Annotated in this window: 18 protein-coding genes; 9 read left to right on the plus strand and 9 right to left on the minus strand. The window is 71.5% G+C overall.

Translation table 11 applies throughout. The features are described 5' to 3' along the window. Positions 1 to 37: 37 nt before the first annotated feature. Positions 38 to 466, minus strand: coding sequence for an FKBP-type peptidyl-prolyl cis-trans isomerase (locus P6F26_RS16100; RefSeq protein WP_278029723.1), 429 nt, complete (start codon positions 464 to 466; stop codon positions 38 to 40). A gap of 185 nt (positions 467 to 651) precedes the next feature. Here P6F26_RS16100 and P6F26_RS16105 point away from each other — a divergent pair, with 185 nt between their 5' ends. The 3 genes from P6F26_RS16105 to P6F26_RS16115 are packed head-to-tail and all read left to right on the plus strand — an operon-like array spanning position 652 to position 3,142. Next, entirely contained in the window at positions 652 to 1,341 is a 690-nt protein-coding gene (locus P6F26_RS16105) for a haloacid dehalogenase type II (protein ID WP_278029724.1), read from the plus strand. Further along, positions 1,341 to 2,174 carry an alpha/beta fold hydrolase gene (locus P6F26_RS16110; RefSeq protein ID WP_278029725.1) on the plus strand — a complete coding sequence of 278 codons (834 nt, stop codon included), beginning with the start codon at positions 1,341 to 1,343 and terminating at the stop codon, positions 2,172 to 2,174. Before P6F26_RS16105 ends, P6F26_RS16110 begins: the two co-directional genes overlap by 1 nt. Further along, positions 2,171 to 3,142, plus strand: coding sequence for a threonine ammonia-lyase (locus P6F26_RS16115; RefSeq protein ID WP_278029726.1), 972 nt, complete (start codon positions 2,171 to 2,173; stop codon positions 3,140 to 3,142). The genes P6F26_RS16110 and P6F26_RS16115 overlap by 4 nt, the downstream gene beginning before the upstream one ends. Before the next feature lie 6 nt (positions 3,143 to 3,148). Here the strand turns inward: P6F26_RS16115 and P6F26_RS16120 are convergent, their stop codons facing one another. The 3 genes from P6F26_RS16120 to pcaD all read right to left on the minus strand — a co-directional run bounded on the left by P6F26_RS16120 (position 3,149) and on the right by pcaD (position 6,580). Then, complete coding sequence (locus tag P6F26_RS16120) at positions 3,149 to 4,366, minus strand: TCR/Tet family MFS transporter (RefSeq protein WP_278029727.1); 1,218 nt, start codon at positions 4,364 to 4,366, stop codon at positions 3,149 to 3,151. A gap of 67 nt (positions 4,367 to 4,433) precedes the next feature. After that, positions 4,434 to 5,780 (minus strand): lyase family protein, encoded by a 1,347-nt coding sequence (locus P6F26_RS16125; protein ID WP_278029728.1) that lies wholly within the window; start codon positions 5,778 to 5,780, stop codon positions 4,434 to 4,436. Further along, positions 5,777 to 6,580 carry a 3-oxoadipate enol-lactonase gene (pcaD, locus tag P6F26_RS16130; RefSeq protein WP_278029729.1) on the minus strand — a complete coding sequence of 268 codons (804 nt, stop codon included), beginning with the start codon at positions 6,578 to 6,580 and terminating at the stop codon, positions 5,777 to 5,779. Before pcaD ends, P6F26_RS16125 begins: the two co-directional genes overlap by 4 nt. A gap of 250 nt (positions 6,581 to 6,830) precedes the next feature. Here pcaD and P6F26_RS16135 point away from each other — a divergent pair, with 250 nt between their 5' ends. Beyond that, positions 6,831 to 7,916: a Zn-dependent alcohol dehydrogenase gene (locus P6F26_RS16135; protein WP_278029730.1), complete on the plus strand. Its 1,086-nt coding sequence runs from the start codon at positions 6,831 to 6,833 to the stop codon at positions 7,914 to 7,916. 18 nt (positions 7,917 to 7,934) lie between these two features. Next, positions 7,935 to 9,155: a mandelate racemase/muconate lactonizing enzyme family protein gene (locus P6F26_RS16140; protein ID WP_278029731.1), complete on the plus strand. Its 1,221-nt coding sequence runs from the start codon at positions 7,935 to 7,937 to the stop codon at positions 9,153 to 9,155. A gap of 208 nt (positions 9,156 to 9,363) precedes the next feature. Here the strand turns inward: P6F26_RS16140 and P6F26_RS16145 are convergent, their stop codons facing one another. From P6F26_RS16145 to P6F26_RS16155, 3 genes are all read right to left on the minus strand, one after another. Beyond that, positions 9,364 to 10,131, minus strand: coding sequence for an FCD domain-containing protein (locus P6F26_RS16145; RefSeq protein WP_278029732.1), 768 nt, complete (start codon positions 10,129 to 10,131; stop codon positions 9,364 to 9,366). A gap of 83 nt (positions 10,132 to 10,214) precedes the next feature. After that, entirely contained in the window at positions 10,215 to 10,871 is a 657-nt protein-coding gene (locus P6F26_RS16150; protein ID WP_278029733.1) for a YiaD family glycine zipper/OmpA-like lipoprotein, read from the minus strand. A 186-nt stretch (positions 10,872 to 11,057) separates the two neighbouring features. Further along, entirely contained in the window at positions 11,058 to 11,969 is a 912-nt protein-coding gene (locus P6F26_RS16155; RefSeq protein WP_278029734.1) for a bifunctional helix-turn-helix domain-containing protein/methylated-DNA--[protein]-cysteine S-methyltransferase, read from the minus strand. Between the two features lie 266 nt (positions 11,970 to 12,235). On the opposite strand from P6F26_RS16155, the gene nth reads away from it, so the two are divergent. The 3 genes from nth to P6F26_RS16170 all read left to right on the plus strand — a co-directional run bounded on the left by nth (position 12,236) and on the right by P6F26_RS16170 (position 14,802). After that, entirely contained in the window at positions 12,236 to 12,916 is a 681-nt protein-coding gene (nth, locus tag P6F26_RS16160) for an endonuclease III (RefSeq protein WP_278029735.1), read from the plus strand. Further along, complete coding sequence (locus P6F26_RS16165; RefSeq protein ID WP_278029736.1) at positions 12,913 to 13,905, plus strand: adenosine kinase; 993 nt, start codon at positions 12,913 to 12,915, stop codon at positions 13,903 to 13,905. Before nth ends, P6F26_RS16165 begins: the two co-directional genes overlap by 4 nt. 186 nt (positions 13,906 to 14,091) lie before the next feature. Next, a complete protein-coding gene (locus P6F26_RS16170; RefSeq protein ID WP_278029737.1) occupies positions 14,092 to 14,802 on the plus strand; it encodes a hypothetical protein in 711 nt (236 codons plus the stop codon). On the opposite strand, the gene P6F26_RS16175 is transcribed toward P6F26_RS16170, so the two are convergent. Beyond that, on the minus strand, positions 14,795 to 15,514 hold the full coding sequence (locus P6F26_RS16175) for a Crp/Fnr family transcriptional regulator (RefSeq protein ID WP_278029738.1): 720 nt from the start codon (positions 15,512 to 15,514) through the stop codon (positions 14,795 to 14,797). The two genes, P6F26_RS16170 and P6F26_RS16175, sit on opposite strands and share 8 nt — an antisense overlap. Positions 15,515 to 15,645: 131 nt before the next feature. Between P6F26_RS16175 and P6F26_RS16180 the strand changes: the two genes are divergently transcribed. After that, positions 15,646 to 17,904, plus strand: coding sequence for a CHASE2 domain-containing protein (locus P6F26_RS16180; protein ID WP_278029739.1), 2,259 nt, complete (start codon positions 15,646 to 15,648; stop codon positions 17,902 to 17,904). A gap of 7 nt (positions 17,905 to 17,911) precedes the next feature. On the opposite strand, the gene P6F26_RS16185 is transcribed toward P6F26_RS16180, so the two are convergent. Next, positions 17,912 to 18,754, minus strand: a complete 843-nt coding sequence (locus P6F26_RS16185; protein ID WP_278029740.1) for a FecR family protein — start codon at positions 18,752 to 18,754, stop codon at positions 17,912 to 17,914. Position 18,755: the final 1 nt, after the last annotated feature.

Genomic DNA, 18,755 nt, shown 5'->3' on the forward strand with positions numbered 1-18,755 from the left:
CGCGCGCCTCGCGTGCCGGCGAGGCGCGCGCCAGGCGTCATTCGACCGAGACGACCTCGACGTCGAAGATCAGGTCCTTGCCCGCAAGCGGATGGTTCGCGTCGAGCGTGACCTGCGCGTCGGTCACTTCCGTCACCGTCACCGGCAGGGCGCGGCCATCGGGCGTCTGCACCTGCAGCTGGGTGCCGAGGTCGAGCGGGATGTGATCGGGAACCGACTCGCGCGGGACTTGCTGGATCGCCTCTTCGCGGTGCGGGCCGTAGGCCTGTTCGGAGGGGATCGTGATGGTCTTCTTCTCGCCCACCGACATGCCCGAAAGCGCGCTTTCGAGGCCGGGAATGATCTCGCCCTCGCCCAGCTTGAAGGTCAGCGGGTCGCGTCCCTCGGAGCTGTCGAACGTGGTGCCGTCGGAAAGCGTTCCGGTGTAGTGAATGGACACGGTCGTGCCCGGCTGTGCCTGGGTCATCATGATACTCCGGGTTCTGTTGGGGTGGGTGAATTTCGCGGGGCCGCGCAGGGCGCGCAGGACTGCCGCATTCGATTACCCTTTCAAGACTAGGCCCTCCGTTCCCGGATTTGAACCCTTCCATTGCGAATTGTCGCCGGGGTCTGGCTGTGCGAAGCTTGGGTTTCAAGTGAGGGAGGGCGACCATGACCGGCATCGAGGCCTGCGTTTTCGACGCCTACGGCACGCTTTTCGACGTGTCGGCGGCGGCGCGGGACGTGGCCGCGCAGCCTGGCCGCGAGGCCTTCGCGGGCGTCTGGCGGCAGGTCGCGGCGGACTGGCGGCTGAAGCAGCTCCAGTATTCGTGGCTCAGGGCGGTCACGGGCGATCACTGCGATTTCTGGCAGGTCACGCAGGACGGCCTCGACTGGGCGCTGGAGCGCGCGGGCCTGCAGGACCCCGACCTGCGCGAGACGCTTCTGGGCCTCTACTGGAAGCTTGCGGCCTATCCGGAGGTGCCCGCGATGCTGGCGCGGCTGAAGGAGGCCGGGCTGTCCACCGCGATCCTGTCCAACGGCAGCCCCGACATGCTGTCGGGCGCCGTCGGCAGCGCCGGGATCGGCGCGCTTCTCGACGACGTGCTTTCCGTCGAGGCGGTCGGCGTCTTCAAGCCCGCGCGCGCCGTCTACGACCTCGTTGAGCGGCGCTTCGAGGTGATGCCGGACGCGGTCCTCTTCGTCTCGTCGAACGGCTGGGACGCGGCCTGCGCGGCGTCCTACGGGTTCCGCACGCTCTGGGTGAACCGCGCGGACGAGCCCGTCGACCGGCTGCCGGGGCGGCCGGACCACGTCGCGCCGGACCTCACCGGGGTGCCGGCCCTTCTGGGGATCGAGTGATGCACTACGCGACTGCCGGGGACGGCGTGAAGCTGGCCTACCGAGAGGCGGGGGAGGGCACGCCGCTTCTGTGCCTGCCCGGCCTGACCCGCAACATGGACGACTTCGAACCGGTGGTGGAGGCCTTCGCGGACCGCGCGCGCGTCATCCGCATGGATTTCCGCGGCCGGGGCGCGTCGGGTTCGGCCGACCCCGCGACCTACCAGGTCGGACAGGAGGCGCTCGACGTCCTCAGCCTTCTCGACCACCTCGGCATCGCGCGGGCCGCGATCCTGGGAACGTCGCGCGGCGGGCTGGTGGCGATGATGCTGGGCGTCATGGCCCCCGGCCGTCTGTCGGGCGTGATCCTGAACGACATCGGCCCCGAGATCATGCCCGAGGGCCTGTCCGCGATCATGGACTACATCGGCCACCCGCCCGCCTTCCGCAGCCATGCCGAGGCGGCGGAGGCCTTCCCCTCGCTCTATGGCGACAGCTTCGCGAATGTGCCCCCCGCGACATGGGCCGACCTTTCGCGGCGGCTCTACCGGGAGGAGGACGGGCGGCTGCATCTGCGCTACGACCCCCGCCTGCGAGAGGCCGTCGCCCCCGCCTTCGAGCCGGGCGCGGTCCAGCCCGACCTCTGGCCGCTCTTCGACGCGCTTCAGGGACTGCCCCTCGGCCTGATCCGGGGCGCGAGGTCGAACATCCTGTCGGCCGCGACCGCCGCCGAGATGCGCAGGCGGCGCCCCGACATGGCCTTCGCGGACCTGCCCGACCGGGGGCATGTGCCGTTTCTCGACGAACCTCAGGCGCGCGAGGTGATCGCCGCCGTTCTGGACAAGGTGGAATGATCGACATCTCCATGATCGAGGCCGCCGCGCTGCGCGCCAGGGGCGTCGTGCGGCGCACGCCGATGTTGTCCTCGCCGTTTCTCGACGAGATCGCGGGGCGGCAGGTGCTGGTGAAGTGCGAGGCGCTTCAGCACACCGGCAGCTTCAAGTTCCGCGGTGGCTGGTCCGCCGTCTCGGCATTGCCCGAGGATGTGCGCGCACGGGGCGTTCTGGCGTTCTCGTCGGGCAACCATGCGCAGGGGGTGGCCTTCGCCGCCCGGCTTCACGGCGTGCCCGCGACGATCATCATGCCCGCCGACGCGCCGCGCCTGAAGATCGCGAACACCCGCGCCTTCGGGGCGGAGGTCGTGCTCTACGACCGCGCGGGCGGCGAGGACCGCAACGAGATCGGCGCGCGCCTGCGCGACGAGCGGGGCCTGACGCTGATCAAGCCCTTCGACGATCCGCAGGTGATCGCGGGGCAGGGGACCTGCGGCCTCGAGATCGCGGAACAGGCGGCCGAGGCCGGGATCGATGCGGCGACGGTGCTCGTGTGCTGCGGCGGCGGGGGCCTGACCTCGGGCATCGCGCTTGCGCTCGAGGCGCGGGCGCCCGCGCTGCGGGTCCGCCCGGTGGAGCCCCAGGGGTTCGACGACACCGCGCGCTCGCTGGCCGCGGGCGAAATCCTGCGCAACCACGGCCCCGAGGCGGGGTTCTGCGACGCGATCCTGACGCCCGCGCCCGGCACGATCACCTTTCCCGTCATGCAGCGGCTCTGCGGCCCCGGCCTTGTCGTGACCGAGCCCGAGACGCGCGAGGCGATGCGCCTCGCCTTCGAGCGGCTCAAGGTCGTGGCCGAGCCGGGCGGCGCGGTGGCGCTGGCCGCGGCCCTCTTCCACGAGCGTGACCTGCCCGAGGGGCCGGTCATCGCCACGATCTCCGGCGGGAACGTGGACCGCACCGTCTTCGCCGAGGTTCTCGGGGGCTAGCCCGCCTCACGCTGCCGGCATGGGTCGCGCCCCGCGCCGGTTGGCGGCGGCGAAGACGAAGAGGGCAGTGGCCATGAGGCAGGCGGACACGAGGAACGGCGCGCCCGGCAGCCAGACGGGCCCGCCCTCGCGGGTGGCCCAGAAGAAGGCCTGCGTCATCACGAGGGGCGACAGGATCATCGACAGCGCCGAGATCGAGGACAGGACGCCCTGCAACTCGCCCTGCTGGTCGGGCCCAGCCGCGCGCGACATCACGCCCTGCATCGCCGGCGCGACGATCGCGCCCACCGCCGAGATCGGGATCATCACCCAGATCATCCAGCCCTCCGAGATCAGTCCGTAGATCACGAGGCAGACCGTGTTCAGGATCAGCCCCCAGAAGACCGCGCGCACCTCGCCGAGCGCGGGCAGGACGGCGCGGATCAGGCCGCCCTGCACGACCGCCATCGCCACTCCGTATGCGGCCAGCGACGTGCCGACGAGGCGCGCGTCCCAGCCGAAGGCCGCCTGCGTCCAGTAGGCCCATATCGCGGGGTAGACGAAGTTCGAGATCTGGTAGGCGAGCATCACCAGCAGCAGCGTGCGTACGCCAGGAAGCCTGCCGATCTGCATCATTCCGCCCGCCGGGTTCGCGCGGCGCCAGTCGAAGGCCCGCCGCCGCGCCGCCGGTAGGGATTCGGGCAGGACGAACCAGCCGAACGCGAAGTTGCACCCGGCGAGGATCGCCGCCGCCACGAAGGGCGCGCGCGGGTCGAGCCCTCCCAGAAGCCCGCCAAGGAGCGGCCCGAGGATGAAGCCCATCCCGAAACCCGCCGAGATCAGCCCGAAGTTCTGCGCGCGGCGTCCCGGCTCGGTGACGTCCGCCATGAAGGCGAGCGCGGTGGCGTGGGTGGCCGCGGCCATCCCCGCCACCACGCGCCCCGCCAGCAGAAGCCAGATGGAGCCCGCCAGCGACATCACGACGTAGTCCGCCGCCATCACCGCCATCGACAGCAGAAGGACCGGCCTCCGCCCGAAGCGGTCGGACAGCGAGCCGATGGTGGGGGCGAAGCCGAACTGCATCACCGCGTAGGCGGCCGAAAGGATACCGCCCCAGAGGGCCGCGTCGGCGATGGTGACGCCGCGCACCTCGGCGATCAGGTCGGGCATGACCGGCAGGATCAGCCCGATGCCCATCGCGTCGAGCGTGACCGTGATCATGATGAAGACGACGGGAAGGCGCATGAAGCCCCGTGATATGTCCAGCAGGTGTCAATCTAGATTGACACCGCCGGATTGACAATCTCGGAATTCAGTCCCGTGCGACGGCCGAGGCGCGCGTCCGCGCCGCCGCGGCGAAGGCCAGTGCCTCGGCCGGTGCGGTGCCGAGCGAGGCGGGCGGCGACAGGTCGGGCAGGCGGGCGTCGGGACGGGCGCGGGCGACGAGGTCCGGCAGTGCGGCGCCCGTCTCGCGCGCCTCGAGCGCCAGCGACTTCACCAGCGCCTGCGCCTCGGGGCGCTTCATTACGGAGGCGAGCGCGAAGGACAGCGCCTCGGCATGGACGAGGCCGAGGGGGTCCGCCGCGCGGGCCTCCATCGCGTCGGTCCGCACCTCGAGGCCCGCGGCGAGATCGCCGAGGATGGCGACCGCGCGCGCCGCCGCCGCGACGAGCGGGGGCAGGGCCAGCCATTCGGCGAACCATGCCGCACCGTCGCGCGCCTCGGCATGGACGGCCGCGCCCTGCAGGACCGAGGCTTGCGCGGGCGCGAAGCGGGCCAGCGCGACCATGACCGCGGGCGCGACCGGGTTCCGCTTCTGCGGCATGGTCGAGGACGCGCCCGCCCCCGGCAACGCGATCTCGGCGATTTCCGAGCGCGCGAGAAGGGTCATGTCGCCGCCGGCCTTGCCGCAGGCGGAAGCGAGGTCCGCGAGCCAGCCCCCGATCTCTCCGATCCGGTCGCGGCTGGCGTGCCAGCTGCCGCCCGGATCGCCAAGCCCGAGGTCCGCGGCCAGCGCCGCGCGGAGCGCCGCCGGATCCGGGCCCAGCATCGACGCGGTTCCCGCCGCGCCCGACAGGGATACGCACAGGCAGCGCGGGCGCATCTCCTCCAGCCTGTCCAGCATCCGCAGAAGCGGCGCGCCCCAGCTTGCGGCCAGCGCCCCGAAGCTGGAAGGAGTGGCGAGCTGCCCGTAGGTGCGCGCGGCCTGCGGCGTCGTGGCGTGGGCTTCGGCACGATCGGCGAGCGCCGCGAGCGCCGCGGCCATCCGCGCCTCGATCAGGGCCAGCGCCCGCGACAGGCGCAGCATCAGCGCGCTGTCCTGAATGTCCTGGCTGGTCGCGCCCCAATGCAGGTAGTGCGCGTGCTCGGGCGCATCGAGCGTCTTGCGAAGCGCCGCCACGAGGCCCGGCACCGTGACCCCGTTGCCCCCGGTGGCCTGCGCGAGGCCTGCGGGATCGACCTGCGCCTCCATCATGGCGCGGTGCAGGAAGCGCCCGCTCGTCTCGGGGATCGCGCCTTGCGCGCCCTGCGCCTTCGCGAGCGCGCCGAGGACCAGCATCATCGCGCGTACCTCGGCCCCGTCCGAGAACAGCCGCGCGATCCCCGCGTCCCCGAAGAGGTCGCGGTAGAGCGCGCTGTCGAAGGGCGAGACGCTCACGCCACGTCCTCGGGAAGATGGCCGATGTCGCGCAGGAAGCGCATCAGGATCACGGCGAAGTCGTCGGGCTTCTCGACGCAGGGCAGGTGGCCCGCGCCCCGGATCAGGTCGTAGCGCGCGCCGGGGATCAGCTCGGCCAGTTCCTTGACCAGATCGGGCGGGGTGGAGCCGTCGGCGTCGCCCGCGATGACCTGCGCGGGCAGGCGCAGCGCGGCGGTCGTGGTGTAGAAATCCGTGCCACTGATGGCATGGGAACAGCCTGCGTAGCCCGCAGCCGGCGTCGTCTCGACCATGCGCCGCCACGGGCTGACGGCGGGACTTTCGCGGAAGGCGCGGGTGAACCAGCGTTCCATGATCGCGTCCGACATCGTTTCGAGACCGCCGCCCGCGACCTGCGCGATCCGCTCCTCCCACAGGGCGCGGGTGCCGATCTTGGGGGCGGTGTTCGACAGGACGACGGCCCGCACGAGGTCGAGCCGCTTGGCCGCGAGCCCCTGCGCGATCATGCCGCCGATCGACAGGCCGACGAAGACGACGTCCCTCAGCTCCAGCGCCTCGATCAGCCGCTCGGCGTCGTGGATCAGCTTGCCCATCGCGTAGGGCGCGGGCGGGCAGGTGGTGAGGCCGTGGCCCCGCGTGTCGTAGCGCACGACGTGCAGCCCCTCGGGCAGCCGCGCCACCACGTCGTCCCAAAGCCGCAGGTCCGTGCCGAGCGAGTTCGAGAAGACAACGGGCGGGCCGCCCGGCGTCCCGTCCTGCCTCACGTGCAACGTCACGTCGTCAAGCTCGATGCATTCCATGGTCGTCCTCCTCGTGGCATCCGGAGTTGTGGGTCAGAACGCGGCGTCCTGCAACCGTATCGCCCCGTGGTGTCCCCCGCATCGCCCTGCGTGCAGCACCCCGTGCCGCCCCCCGCATCGTCCCCGGTATCGTCCCCCGTAGCGTCTCCTGTGCCGCACCCGGCCCGCCGCGCGGCGAAAACCTGCTTGCGGGCCGGCCGCACGGGCCGCAGGGTGGCGGCAGTCGAGCGCGGAACGGGGGGAACGTCAGGTGCCAAGCGAGATCCGGGCAGCGGTCTGCCACGAATTCGACTCCCCCCTCAGGATCGAGACGGTCCGCCTGCGCGATCCCGGTCCGGGCGAGGTGGAGGTCACGCTCGAAGCCGTCGCGATCTGCCATTCCGACATCTCCTACATCGAGGGCGGCTGGGGCGGACCGCTTCCGTCCGTCTACGGCCACGAGGCGGCGGGACGGGTGACGGTGCTGGGTCCGGGCGTGGCCGGGGTCGCGGCGGGCGACCGGGTGATCGCGACGCTGATCCGCTCCTGCGGCAGCTGCCCGTCCTGCGCTTCGGCCAAGCCGGTCTTCTGTTCCGGCAACGCGCCGCTGCCGCCCGAGCTGACGTTCCCCGACGGCCGGGCCCTCAACAAGGGCCTGAAATGCGGCGCCTTCGCCGAGAAGGTCGTGGTCCACGCAAGCCAGATCGCCCGCGTCGGCGACGCCATCCCTGCGACCAGCGCCTGCCTTTTGGCCTGCGGCGTGCCCACCGGCCTCGGCGCTGTGGTCAACACCGCCCGCGTCCGCCCCGGTGAAAGCGTCGTGGTGATCGGCTGCGGCGGCGTCGGCCTGAACGCGGTGCAGGGCGCGCGCCTGTCGGGCGCCGCGCGGATCATCGCGATGGATCTCGAGCCCTCCAAGCTCGAGGACGCGCGCGCCTTCGGGGCGACGCACGGGGTGCCTGCCACCGAGGAGAAGCCCTGGCAGGCGGTCCGGGCGCTGACCGGCGGGCGCGGCGCGGACCACGTCTTCGTTTCGGTCGGCGCGATCCCCGCCTACGACATGGCGCCCCGGCTGCTCGCGCCGGGGGGCACGGTCTACGCCGTGGGGATGCCGCACACGGGCGCGATGTCGAGCTACGAGCCCGTGATCATCGCCGCCACCGGACAGGGGATGCGCGGCAGCCTGATGGGCGAGATCGTGCTGTCGCGCGACGTGCCGTGGATGGTCGACCTCTATGAACAGGGGCGGCTCGAGCTGGACGCGCTGGTGTCGCGGACATGGCCGCTCGACCGCATCAACGAGGCCATCGCGGACACGCGGGCGGCGAAGGCGCGGCGCAACGTCATCGTCTTCTGACAGAGGGGAGGGGCGGGAATGCGCCTGAAGGATCTCGAGATCTTCGCCGTCGCGCCGCCGCCGCCCGGCTGGGGCGGGCGGCACTGGCAGATCGTGCGGGTGACGACACAGGACGGGATCACCGGCCTCGGCGAGGTCTATGCCAGCGCGCTCGGCGTGACGGCGATGCGCGCGGCGATCGAGGACGTCTTCGCGCGCCACATGGAAGGCGAAAGCGCCGAGAACGTGGAGCTGATGTTCCGCCGCGCCTATTCGTCGGGCTTCACGCAGCGGCCCGATCCCACGGTCATGGGTGCCTTCTCGGGCCTCGAGATGGCGTGCTGGGACATCATGGGCAAGGCGCGGGGGCGGCCGGTCTGGGCGCTTCTGGGCGGGCGCATGAACGAGCGGGTGCGCGCCTACACCTACCTCTACCCCGAGCCGCAGCACGACCCCGACCGTTTCTGGGTGGACGCCGACATGGCCGGCGAGGCCGCCGCGGCGCGCGTGGCCGAGGGCTGGACGGCGGTGAAGTTCGACCCCGCCGGCCCCTACACGATCCGCGGCGGCCACATGCCCGCGCGCTCCGACATCGCGCTTTCGGCGGCATTCTGCGCGGCGATCCGGGGCGCGGTGGGGAACCGTGCGGATCTTCTGTTCGGCACGCACGGCCAGTTCGTCCCCGGCGGGGCAATCAGGCTGGCCAAGGCGATCGAGCCGCACGATCCGCTGTGGTTCGAGGAGCCGGTCCCGCCCGACGATCTTCCCGCGCTCGCCGCAGTCGCGCGGGCCACGTCGATCCCGGTGGCGACGGGCGAGCGGCTGACCACGAAGGCCGAGTTCGCCGCCGCGCTCGCCCATGGCGCGCGGATCGTGCAGCCCGCGCTCGGCCGCGCGGGCGGGCTGTGGGAGGGCAGGAAGATCGCAGTCCTCGCCGAGGCGGCAGGCGCGCAGATCGCGCCGCATCTCTATGCGGGGCCGGTGGAATGGGCGGCGAACGTCCATCTCGCCGTGAGCTGTCCAAACCTCCTGATGGTCGAGGCGATCGAGTCGCGCTTTCACGACGCGCTGGTGCGCGGTCGGCCCCGCGTCGAGAACGGCTTCGTCGAGGCGCCGACCGCGCCAGGCCTCGGGATCGAGCTGGACGAGGCTGTGGCGGCGGCGCATCCGGTGACGCGCGACCGGCTGCACCTGGAGATGCAGGAGGCGCCCTGCGACTGGCAGAACGGCAACGCCTTCGCCGGCGGCTCGGCGGACTGAGCGGGGGATCGAACGGGTCGGCGCCCGAGGGGCAGCATTCGGTTTGCCCTCAGCGCGCTCCGCCCGCGGCTTTTCGCGATATGGGGGCTCCGCCTGCGGCCTTTCGCGATATGGGGGCTCCGCCCGCGGTTTTTCGCGATATGGGGGCTCCGCCCCCCGGCCTTGCGGCCGTCCCCCGGCGTATTTCGCGGAAAGATGAAGCCCAGGCTCAGCGGTCCTGTTCGTGCTCGTACCGCAGCCGGGCCACGGCCTCGTTGGCTTCGGCTTTCTTCTGGTCCTCGAGCGCGCCCTCGATGAAGCTGAGATGCTCCACCACGGCGGCGCGGGCGGCGTCGGCGTCGCGGGCCTGAAGCGCGTCGTTGATCGCGCGGTGATGTTCGAGCAGGAGATCGCGCGTCGTGCGGTTCTTGAACATGATCTGACGGTTGAAGAAGACCCCCTCGCGCAGGAGGTCGAACATCGAACGCATCATGTGCAGGAGGATGACGTTGTGGCTGGCCTCGATGATGGCGAGGTGGAACTCGGCGTCGAGTTCGGCCTCGTCCGAGGGGTTCCGCTTGGAATGGGCCGCTTCCATCTTGGCGAAGACGGTGTCGATGACCTTGAGGTCGGTATCCGAACCGAGCGTTGCGGCGCGGGCGGCGGCGATGCTCTCGAGGTCGCGGCGGAAGGCGATATAGTCGAAGACAGCTTCCTCGTGGGCGGCGAAGAGGCGGATGAGGGCGGGCGAGAAGGCCGAGCCGAGGACGTCGGCCACGTAGATGCCGGCGCCCGCACGCGCGGCGAGGAGGCCGCGGGACTGCAGTTCGGAGACCGCCTCGCGCAGGGAGGGGCGCGACACGCCGAGCCGTTCGCTGAGTTCGCGCTCGGAGGGAAGGCGTTCGCCCGGGCGCAGGATGCCGCGAAGGATCAGTTGCTCGACCTGCCTGACGACCGAGTGCGACAGCTTCTCGGCTTCGATGCGCTGGAACGGCATCGCCCTCTCCCTCCCCTGAATTGGTAAGGGAGTATGACCACTCGGGCGCGCAAGTCCAGTGGTCCCGGCGCGCCCGGCCCGGTTCAGCTCATCGGGCGGATGACGACCTCGACGCGGCGGTTCTGGGCGCGGCCCTCGGGGGTGAGGTTGGTGGCGACCGGCTGGCTTTCGCCGCGGCCGAAGCTGCGGACCCGGAACGGCGCCACGCCTTCCTCGAGCAGGACCCCCGCGACCGCCGAGGCGCGGCGGGCGGAGAGGTCCATGTTGTATTCGGCCGAGCCTTCGCTGTCGGTGTGGCCGATGACGTCGACGGTGGTCTCGGGGTACTGCCGCAGGTTGCGGGCGAGCGCGCGCAGGTCGGACTGCAGGCTGGCGCGGATGGCGGCGCTGTCGAAGTCGAAGAGAATGCCCTCGGGCATCGTCACGATCAGCTCTTCGCCGGTGTTCTGGATCACGATCCGATCGTTGGAGAGGTTGGCGCGCAGGTCCTGCGCCTGCCGGTCGAGCGCGGCCCCGATGGCGCCGCCCGCGATCGCGCCCGCGGCCGCGCCGAAGACGGCGTTGCGGCCGCGGTTGTCGTCGTCGGAGGCCGCGCCGAGGAAGGCGCCGAGCATTCCGCCGACGATCGCGCCGTCGCGGGTGCGGTTGGCGTTTGGATCGGCGGCGGTGGTCTGCACGCATCCGGTCAGCGCGAGCGCGCCTGCGGCGGCGATCATGGTGAACTTGGCGGAAATGGTCATGGCTAAGGCCCTCTTGTTTCTTCGTCGCGGGCCTCCCGCCCGCGTCGGAGGCAGGGCGGGGCGCGCGCATCGAGTGGTCTATAGCACCCCGCCGGACGGGACGCAGGCGGAAATCGCGCTCGGGCGGAAACCCGCGCATGGTCTCGCGCAGACGTGATGGCGGGACCGGGCAAGGTTTCCGGCCGGTCAGGCGGTCTGGCTGGCCTCGGCCTCGGCCCAGTCCCCGGCCCAGTCCACGGCCGTGTCCCCGGCCGCGTCGCGCCGCGCCGCCTCGCGCGCGAGGAGCGCACGCTTGATTGGAAGGCCCCAATGGTAGCCGCCAAGCGCGCCCGACTTGCGCAAGGCGCGGTGGCAGGGGATCAGGCAGGAGACGGGATTGCGTCCCACGGCCGTGCCCACGGCGCGCACGGCGGCGGGCCGGCCGATGGCGCGCGCGATCTCCGAATAGGTCGTGACCTCGCCCGAGGGGATCGCCAGGAGCGCCTCCCAGACCTTGATCTGGAACGGGGCCCCGATAAGGGCGAGCGGCACGGGCCCATCGGGGCGCCTGCCCGAGGCCAGGCCGAAGGCGGCCTCCGCCATCGGGCGCAGGGCCGCCGCGTCCTCGACGAAGGCGGCGTTGGGCCAGCGTCCGGCGAGATCGGCCATGGTCGCCGCCTCGCCCAGCTCCTCGGAGAAGCCTAGCCCGCAGATGCCCCGGCCGGTGCCCATTACGAGGGCCCGGCCGAAGGGGCTGTCGAACCAGCCCCACCGGATCTCGAGGCCCGCGCCGCCAGAGGCGTAGGTGCCGGGGCTCATCGCCTCCCAGGTCAGGAACAGGTCGTGCAGGCGTCCGCCCCCCGACAGGCCCACCGCGCCGGCGGTGGCGAGCGTCGTGAATCGCTCGCGCAGGAGCGTGCGGGCGTGGTCGAGCGCGAGATACTGCTGGTAGCGCTTGGGGCTGACGCCGACCCAGGCGGTGAAGACGCGCTGGAAATGGGCCGGGCTCATGTTCATGCGGGCGGCGAGCGCCTCGAGCGTCGGCGGGGCCTCGGCGCGGTCGATCTCGTCGATGGCGCGGCGGATGACGTGGTAATGGTATGTCTGGTCTTCGGTCATGGGGGCAGTCTACGCTCCGAAGCGGCCGGACGGCGACCCGGAACTTGCGCAAGCGCGCATCGGCCCGCGTCGAGGGGGCGCTGCCCCCGCCGGCTTGCGCCGGCTCCCCCGGAGTTTTTCGCAAGGATGAAGACGACGTCCCGCGTCCCCTCTTCATCCTTGCATGAAAACTCCCGCCGGAGGCACGAGCCGCGGTGAGGGGCCTTCAGGTCCCGAGCTGCGGCTGCCCCTTGCCGCCCCGCGGCCGACGGGCCAAAAGGGAGCCCATGGCCAGACAACTTCCATACGCCACCATGCTCGAGGTCTTCCGACGCTTCAGGGATGCGGAACCCGAGCCGCGGGGCGAGCTCGAGCATGTGAACGCCTACACGCTGCTCGTCGCGGTGGCGCTGTCCGCCCAGGCGACGGACGTGGGCGTCAACAGGGCGACGCGCGCTCTCTTCGAGGTGGCGGACACTCCGCAGGGCATGCTCGATCTCGGCGAGGAGCGGCTGGTCGAGCATATCAGGACCATCGGGCTCTTCCGCAACAAGGCGCGCAATGTCATGAAGCTGTCGCGCATCCTCGTGGAGGACTACGACGGCGAGGTGCCCTCGTCGCGCGCGGCGCTGCAATCCCTGCCGGGGGTCGGGCGCAAGACGGCGAACGTGGTCCTGAACATGTGGTGGGGTTATCCCGCGCAGGCCGTCGACACGCACATCTTCCGTCTCGGCAATCGTTCCGGCATCGCGCCCGGACGCGACGTGGAGGCGGTGGAACGCGCCATCGAGGACAACGTGCCCGTGGAATTCCAGCGCCACGCCCATCACTGGCTGATCCTGCATGGCCGCTACATCTGCGTCGCCCGCAAGCCCAAGTGCCCCGCCTGCCCGATCCGCGATCTCTGCGCCTACGAGGACAAGACCATGGAAGCCGAGGCCGGACCCAGAAGAAGGACCACAGCATGAGCCACCGCTACGACGTCGTCGGCATCGGCAACGCCATCGTCGACGTGATCTCCCATGGTGACGACAGTTTCCTGGAGAACATGGGCATCACCAAGGGCATCATGCAGCTGGTCGAGCGCGAGCGCGCCGAACTGCTCTACGCCGCGATGACCGACCGGGTGCAGGCCGCGGGCGGATCGGTCGCGAACACCATCGCGGGCGTGGGTTCGCTCGGGTTGTCGACGGCGTTTCTCGGCAAGGTGAAGGACGACGCGCTCGGCCGCTTCTATGCGGACGGCATGGCCGAGCAGGGCACGGATTTCCCGAACCCGCCGGTCGCGGGCGCACTGCCGCCCACCTCGCGCTCGATGATCTTCGTGTCGCCCGACGGCGAGCGGTCGATGAACACCTATCTCGGCGCGGGCGCGGATTTCGACGAGGATGACGTCGATGCCTCCGTCGCCTCGGGCGCGGCATGGCTGTTCCTCGAGGGCTACCTCTACGACAAGCCCGAGGGCAAGGCCGCCTTCGCCGCCGCCGCGCGGCATTGCCGCGAGGGGGGCGGCAGGGTCGGCATCACGCTCAGCGATCCGTTCTGCGTCGACCGCCACCGCGGCGACTTCAGGCGGCTGATCGAGGCCGAGATGGACTACACGATCGGCAACCACGAGGAATGGCTCGCGCTCTACGAGACCGACGACCTCGATGAAGCGCTGAGCCGGGCGGCCGCCGTCTGCGAGGTCGTGGTCTGCACCCATTCGGGCGATCCGGTCAGGCTGATCCGGGGGGGCGAGCGCGCGGAGGTCGCGGTGGAGCGGATCACGCCGGTGGACGCGACGGGCGCGGGCGACCAGTTCGCGGCGGGGTTCCTTTATGGCATGGCGACCGGGCGCAGCCTCGAGATGGCCGGGCGCATGGGCGTCGCCGCCGCCTCGGAGGTCATCCGCCATGTCGGGCCGCGCCCGAAGCGGCCCCTGACCGAAGTCTTCAGGGAGCAGGGCCTGCTTTAGGCAGCAGCCCCGGCGGGGTGGGGGGCGGCTCCGCATCGCGGCCCGGATCCCGGATTGTCATGAAACCTTCACACAAGGCCCCGCGAGAATCGCGATAAGGACCCGTCCGTGCTTCGGGCACGACACGCAGACCCTGCGGGACGTCGCGCCGGCGGCCCGGCCGCCGCCTCGAGGACCACAGCCTTCATGGACGACCCCGTATCGATCACCGCGCTCCTGGTCCTCGGGCTGGGGTTCAAGATGATCGGCTTCGCGGTGCGGGACGAGTTGTTGCTGCGCATCCTCGTGATGACGGGCCTTGCCTGCGATGCGCTGTTCTACGGCCTGCGGGCCGATCCGGTCATCCCCTCCGTCCTGACCAACACGCTTCTGATCTGCGTGAATACCGCGCTCGTGCTTCTGATCGCGACGGAGCGCACGACGTGGCGGATGTCGAGGGACGACCGCGCGCTCTATGCGCATTTCCCGACGCTGACGCCGGGCCAGTTCCGCCGTCTCCGCCCGCTCATGCGCCACGAGACGGCGGCCGCGGGCGCGGCCCTCGCGCTCGAGGGTGAACCGGTGGCGGACCTGATGCTCGTGTTCTCGGACCGGATCGAGATCACCAAGCAGGACGAGACCTTCCCGATCGCGGGGCCGACCTTCGTGGGCGAGGTCGCGCTTCTGACGGGCAATCCCTCGAGCGCGGGCGTGGTGCTGCCCGCGGGCGGAGCCGTCGTCCGTCTTCCGATCGCCGCGCTCCGGGCACGGATGGCGCGCGCGCCGGCGCTGTCGAACGCGATGGTGGCGCTGTTCGGGCAGGAACTGGCGCGCAAGGTCGCCGACAGCGTGCCGATGGGCCGCGCCGCCCTGCCGCGGGGGGCGGCCGGGGCGCGTCTTCCGGCCAGCGTCAGATGACGCGCTCGACCGGGCGGGTCGCCGCGGCGGGCGCATCGGCGCCGGCGTTCATGGCCTGAAGCTTGCGACGGATCTCGGCCTGCAGGGCGTTGCCCACGGCAAGCATGATGTCGGGCGTGTCGTTCATCCGTTTCAGAAGCTGGCCGCGCGGCAGATGCAGCACGCGCGCTGCCTCGGTCACGGTCACGTCGGCCGTCGCGGCGCCGCCATGGATCAGCGTCATCTCCCCGACCAGCGCGCCGGGCGCGAGCGTGGCGACCTCGCGCCCGTCCGCCCTGACGCTCGCCGCGCCCGCCGCGAGATAGAGCAGTCCGCCGACCTCCTCCCCTTGGCTGGCCAACGCCTCTCCGGGGGCGTGGTCGCGCCAGCTGCCCCGGCGCAGGACGGCGTGGGCCTCTACCAGCGGCAGCGCCGGCATGTGCCGGGCGAGGAATTCGCGGTCCTCCTCGCTGAAGCTTATCGCCGAGCGTTGCCAGATGCGCCGGCCGATCCCGATGACGGAGATCACGATCCACGAGCTCTGGATCAGCGCCGAGGACAGGTTCCACGTCTCCAGAAGGCTGAGCAGCACGAGGCTCGCGGCCGTCAGGTTCAGCAGCGTGTAGCTCAGCGAGGCGCCGCGGAGCAGGCCGAATTGCAGCGCGGCGTAGGCTCCGAGATACAGCAAGACGCCGATCAGGCCGAACAGGCCCGTCAAGGATATGGCGGTCATCGCGTTCTCCCGTGCCGGTCCCGTGGCGGCCCTCCACGCCTAACCCGGCCGCAGGCCTCGGGTCAATTCCCCGGCATTTGCCAAATCTCCGGAATTCGCCCATGGTCTCGAAGGGTTGGCAAGACGGAGGCATGTGTGCCCAGACGGTCGAACGACAGGGTCCGGCGCGCGCGGACCGCGGGGCCGCGCGCCTGATGCGCCGCCTGATCCTTGCCCTCGGGCTCGCCGTCACCGTCGTCATGCTCGCGCTGACCGTCCTTGCGCCGCCGATCCTGCAGCAGGCGCGCGACGCGGTCTTCGACGCCTACCAGCGCGCCAGCCCGCGCGACTACGACCCGCAGGCGCCGGTGCACCTGATCGACATCGACGAGGCGGCGCTGGATGCCTACGGGCAATGGCCCTGGCCGCGCAGCTACCTCGCGACGCTGACCGACAGGCTGTTCGCGCATGGCGCGGCGGCGGTGGGGTTCGACATCCTCTTCCCCGAGCCCGACCGCACATCGCCCGAGCGCATCACCGAAAGCTGGACGCGCTTTCGTCCGGGCATCCCGCCGGTTCTGCCCGACCTCGGACTGCCGCCGCACGACCAGCTTTTCGCCCGCGCCATCGAGGGGCGGCCCGTCGTCCTGTCGGTGGCGGGCGCGCAGGAGGGCGAGGTCCCCGTGCCGCGCGCGGGGGTCGCGGTCACGGGCGCGGTGCCGACGTCGCTGGTGCGCTACCCCGCGGCGATCGTGAACCTGCCCGAACTGACGGCGCAGGCGGCGGGCATCGGGATGATCAGCCTCGGGCGGACCGCCGACGGCGTGACGCGCAGCGTGCCGATGGTCACGGGGGTGGAGGAGACGCTGGTGCCCTCGCTCGCGGCCGAGTTGCTGCGCGTGGCGCAGGGGGCGGGCGGGCACATCCTGCGGACCTCGGAGGCTTCGGGCGAGGTGTCGGGCGGGACCGCCTCGGCGGTGGCCATGCGGACCGGCGCGCTGAGCTATCCGGTCGAGGCGGACGGTCGCTTCCGCGTGCATTTCTCAGGGTTCCACCCCGAGCGCATCACGCCTGCGGGCCGCCTTCTCGAGGCCGAGGGCGTCGATCCGGACCTGCAGGCGCGCCTTGCCGGGCGGATCATCCTCGTGGGGTCCTCGGCGCAGGGGCTGTTCGACATCCGCACGACGCCGCTCGACGCCGGGATCGCGGGCGTCACGCTCCATGCCGAGATCATCGAGCAGATCGTGTCGGGCGAGTTCCTGAACCGGCCCGACTGGATGCCGGGGCTCGAAATGCTGCTGGTCGCCGTCGCGGGCCTGTCCATCACCGCCCTCCTCTTGCGCGAGCGGCCGCTTCTGGGGCTGGTCGCGGGTCTTGTCGTGGGGCTGGGGCCGATCGCCGGGGGCATCCTCGCCTTCGATCTGGCGGGGCTTCTGTTCGATCCGGTGATGCCGGTCCTGACCGCGCTGGCCGTGTTCGTTCCCGGCACGACGCTAGGCTTCCTCGCGAAGGAGCGCGCGCGGCGCGCGATCCGCTCGCGCTTCGCCTATTTCCTGCCGCCCGAACTGATCGGCAGGATCGAGGCGAATCCCGACGCCGCGCTGACGCCCGAGGGCGCGGAGCGCGAGTTGACGGTGATGTTCGTGGACATGCGCGGCTTCTCGACCGTGACCGAGGCGATGCCGCCCGACAGGGTCGTCTCGCTGGTGAACACCTATCTCTCGGCGGTGGCCGAAGCGCTCGTGGACGGGGGCGCGACCATCGACAAGTTCATCGGCGACGCCGTCATGGCGTTCTGGAACGCGCCGATCTCGCGCGGGGACCATACCGAGGCGGGGCTCTGGGCGATCGATGCGGTGGAGCGCGCGGCCGCGCGCGCCTCGGCCGACCTGGTCGCCGAGGGCCTGCCGCCGATCCGGGTGGCGATCGGGCTGAACGCGGGCCCGGCCTATGTGGGCCTGATGGGTTCGCGGGACCGGCTGAGCTATACCTGCGTGGGCGACACCGTGACGCTCGCCGCCCGGCTCGAGGGGCTGACGCGGCAATACGGCGTGTCGAACTGCGTCGGGCCGGACGCGGCGGCGGCCTGTCCCGACGGCTTGCGCGCCGTGCCGCTCGACCTCGTGGCGGCCAAGGGCTTCGCGCGGGCGGTCGAGGTCTCGACCGTGGTGCCGGAGGGGGCGGTGGGCCTCGACGCCTTCGCGGGGACGCTCGGCGCGGCGCGTGCGGCCTATCTGGCGATGGACTGGGACGGCGCGGAGGCGGGCTTCACCGACCTCGCGAGGCTCGAGGTCGGGTTCTGCGAGACGGTGCGGCTGGCCGAGCTTTATCTCGGCCGGATCGCTGCCATGCGCAAGGAGCCGCCCGCGCCCGGATGGGACGGCTCCGCGATCGCCACGTCCAAGCGCTAGCGCCCTGTCAGCGCAGCGGCGGCAGCTCTGGCTCCGGCTCCGGCGGGGCGGGGGGTGGCGCCGCCTCGGGCGGGGTGAGCGTGTCGATCAGCCCCAGAAGCGTGTCGCTGTCGAAGCCGTTGTCGAAGACCTGCGTGTCGTAGCTTTCCCCGTCGGGCGAAGTCGGCGCGCTGCCCGGAGGGGCCGCGTCGCCGATGCCGGTGCCGCCCCCGGTGCCGCCGCCGCCCGACGTCACCACGACCGGGCCGCCGTCGACCTCGTTCAGGACCGCCGCCAGGAACTCGTTCGAGACGCGGCCCTGGTAGCCGTCTTCGTTGATCATGCCGCCGGGACGGCTGGTGCAGTTGCGCCCCGAGCCCGCAGAGAAGCAAAGGCGGTCGCCGGCGAGAAAGATCGCCGTGGTGCGGCCGTTGGAATGCAGGATCAGCGTCGAGGAGCCGCGGATGCCGATGGTGGAGGTGGGCGTGGTGATCACGGCCTCCTGGTTGCGCGCGAGCGACCCGCCGATGAAGCGCAGCGCGCCCTCGGTCAGCTGCACGCCCAGCTCGCCCGAGCCCTGGTCGGGATCGAACACGAAGCGGTCGAGGACGATCGTCGTGTTCGGCGCGATCGAGAGGGTTGTCTGGTCGAGGAACATCAGCTGCGCGCGCCCGGTGGCCGAGCTTTGCACGGTTTCGTCCTGCACCAGCGCCGAGCCGAGTGCGAGGTCGCGCGTGGCGCCGCCGGGCGGCGTGCCGCGCAGCGTCGGCTGACTGGAGGCCACGGTGGCGACCTGTTGCGCGGCGGCGGGCAGGGCGCAGGCGACCGCCAGAAGGCCTGCGGCGAGATACTTGCGACGAAATGGTACCATG

The sequence above is a fragment of the Roseicyclus salinarum genome, assembly GCF_029624655.1.
Taxonomy (GTDB): Bacteria; Pseudomonadota; Alphaproteobacteria; order Rhodobacterales; family Rhodobacteraceae; genus Roseibacterium; species Roseibacterium salinarum.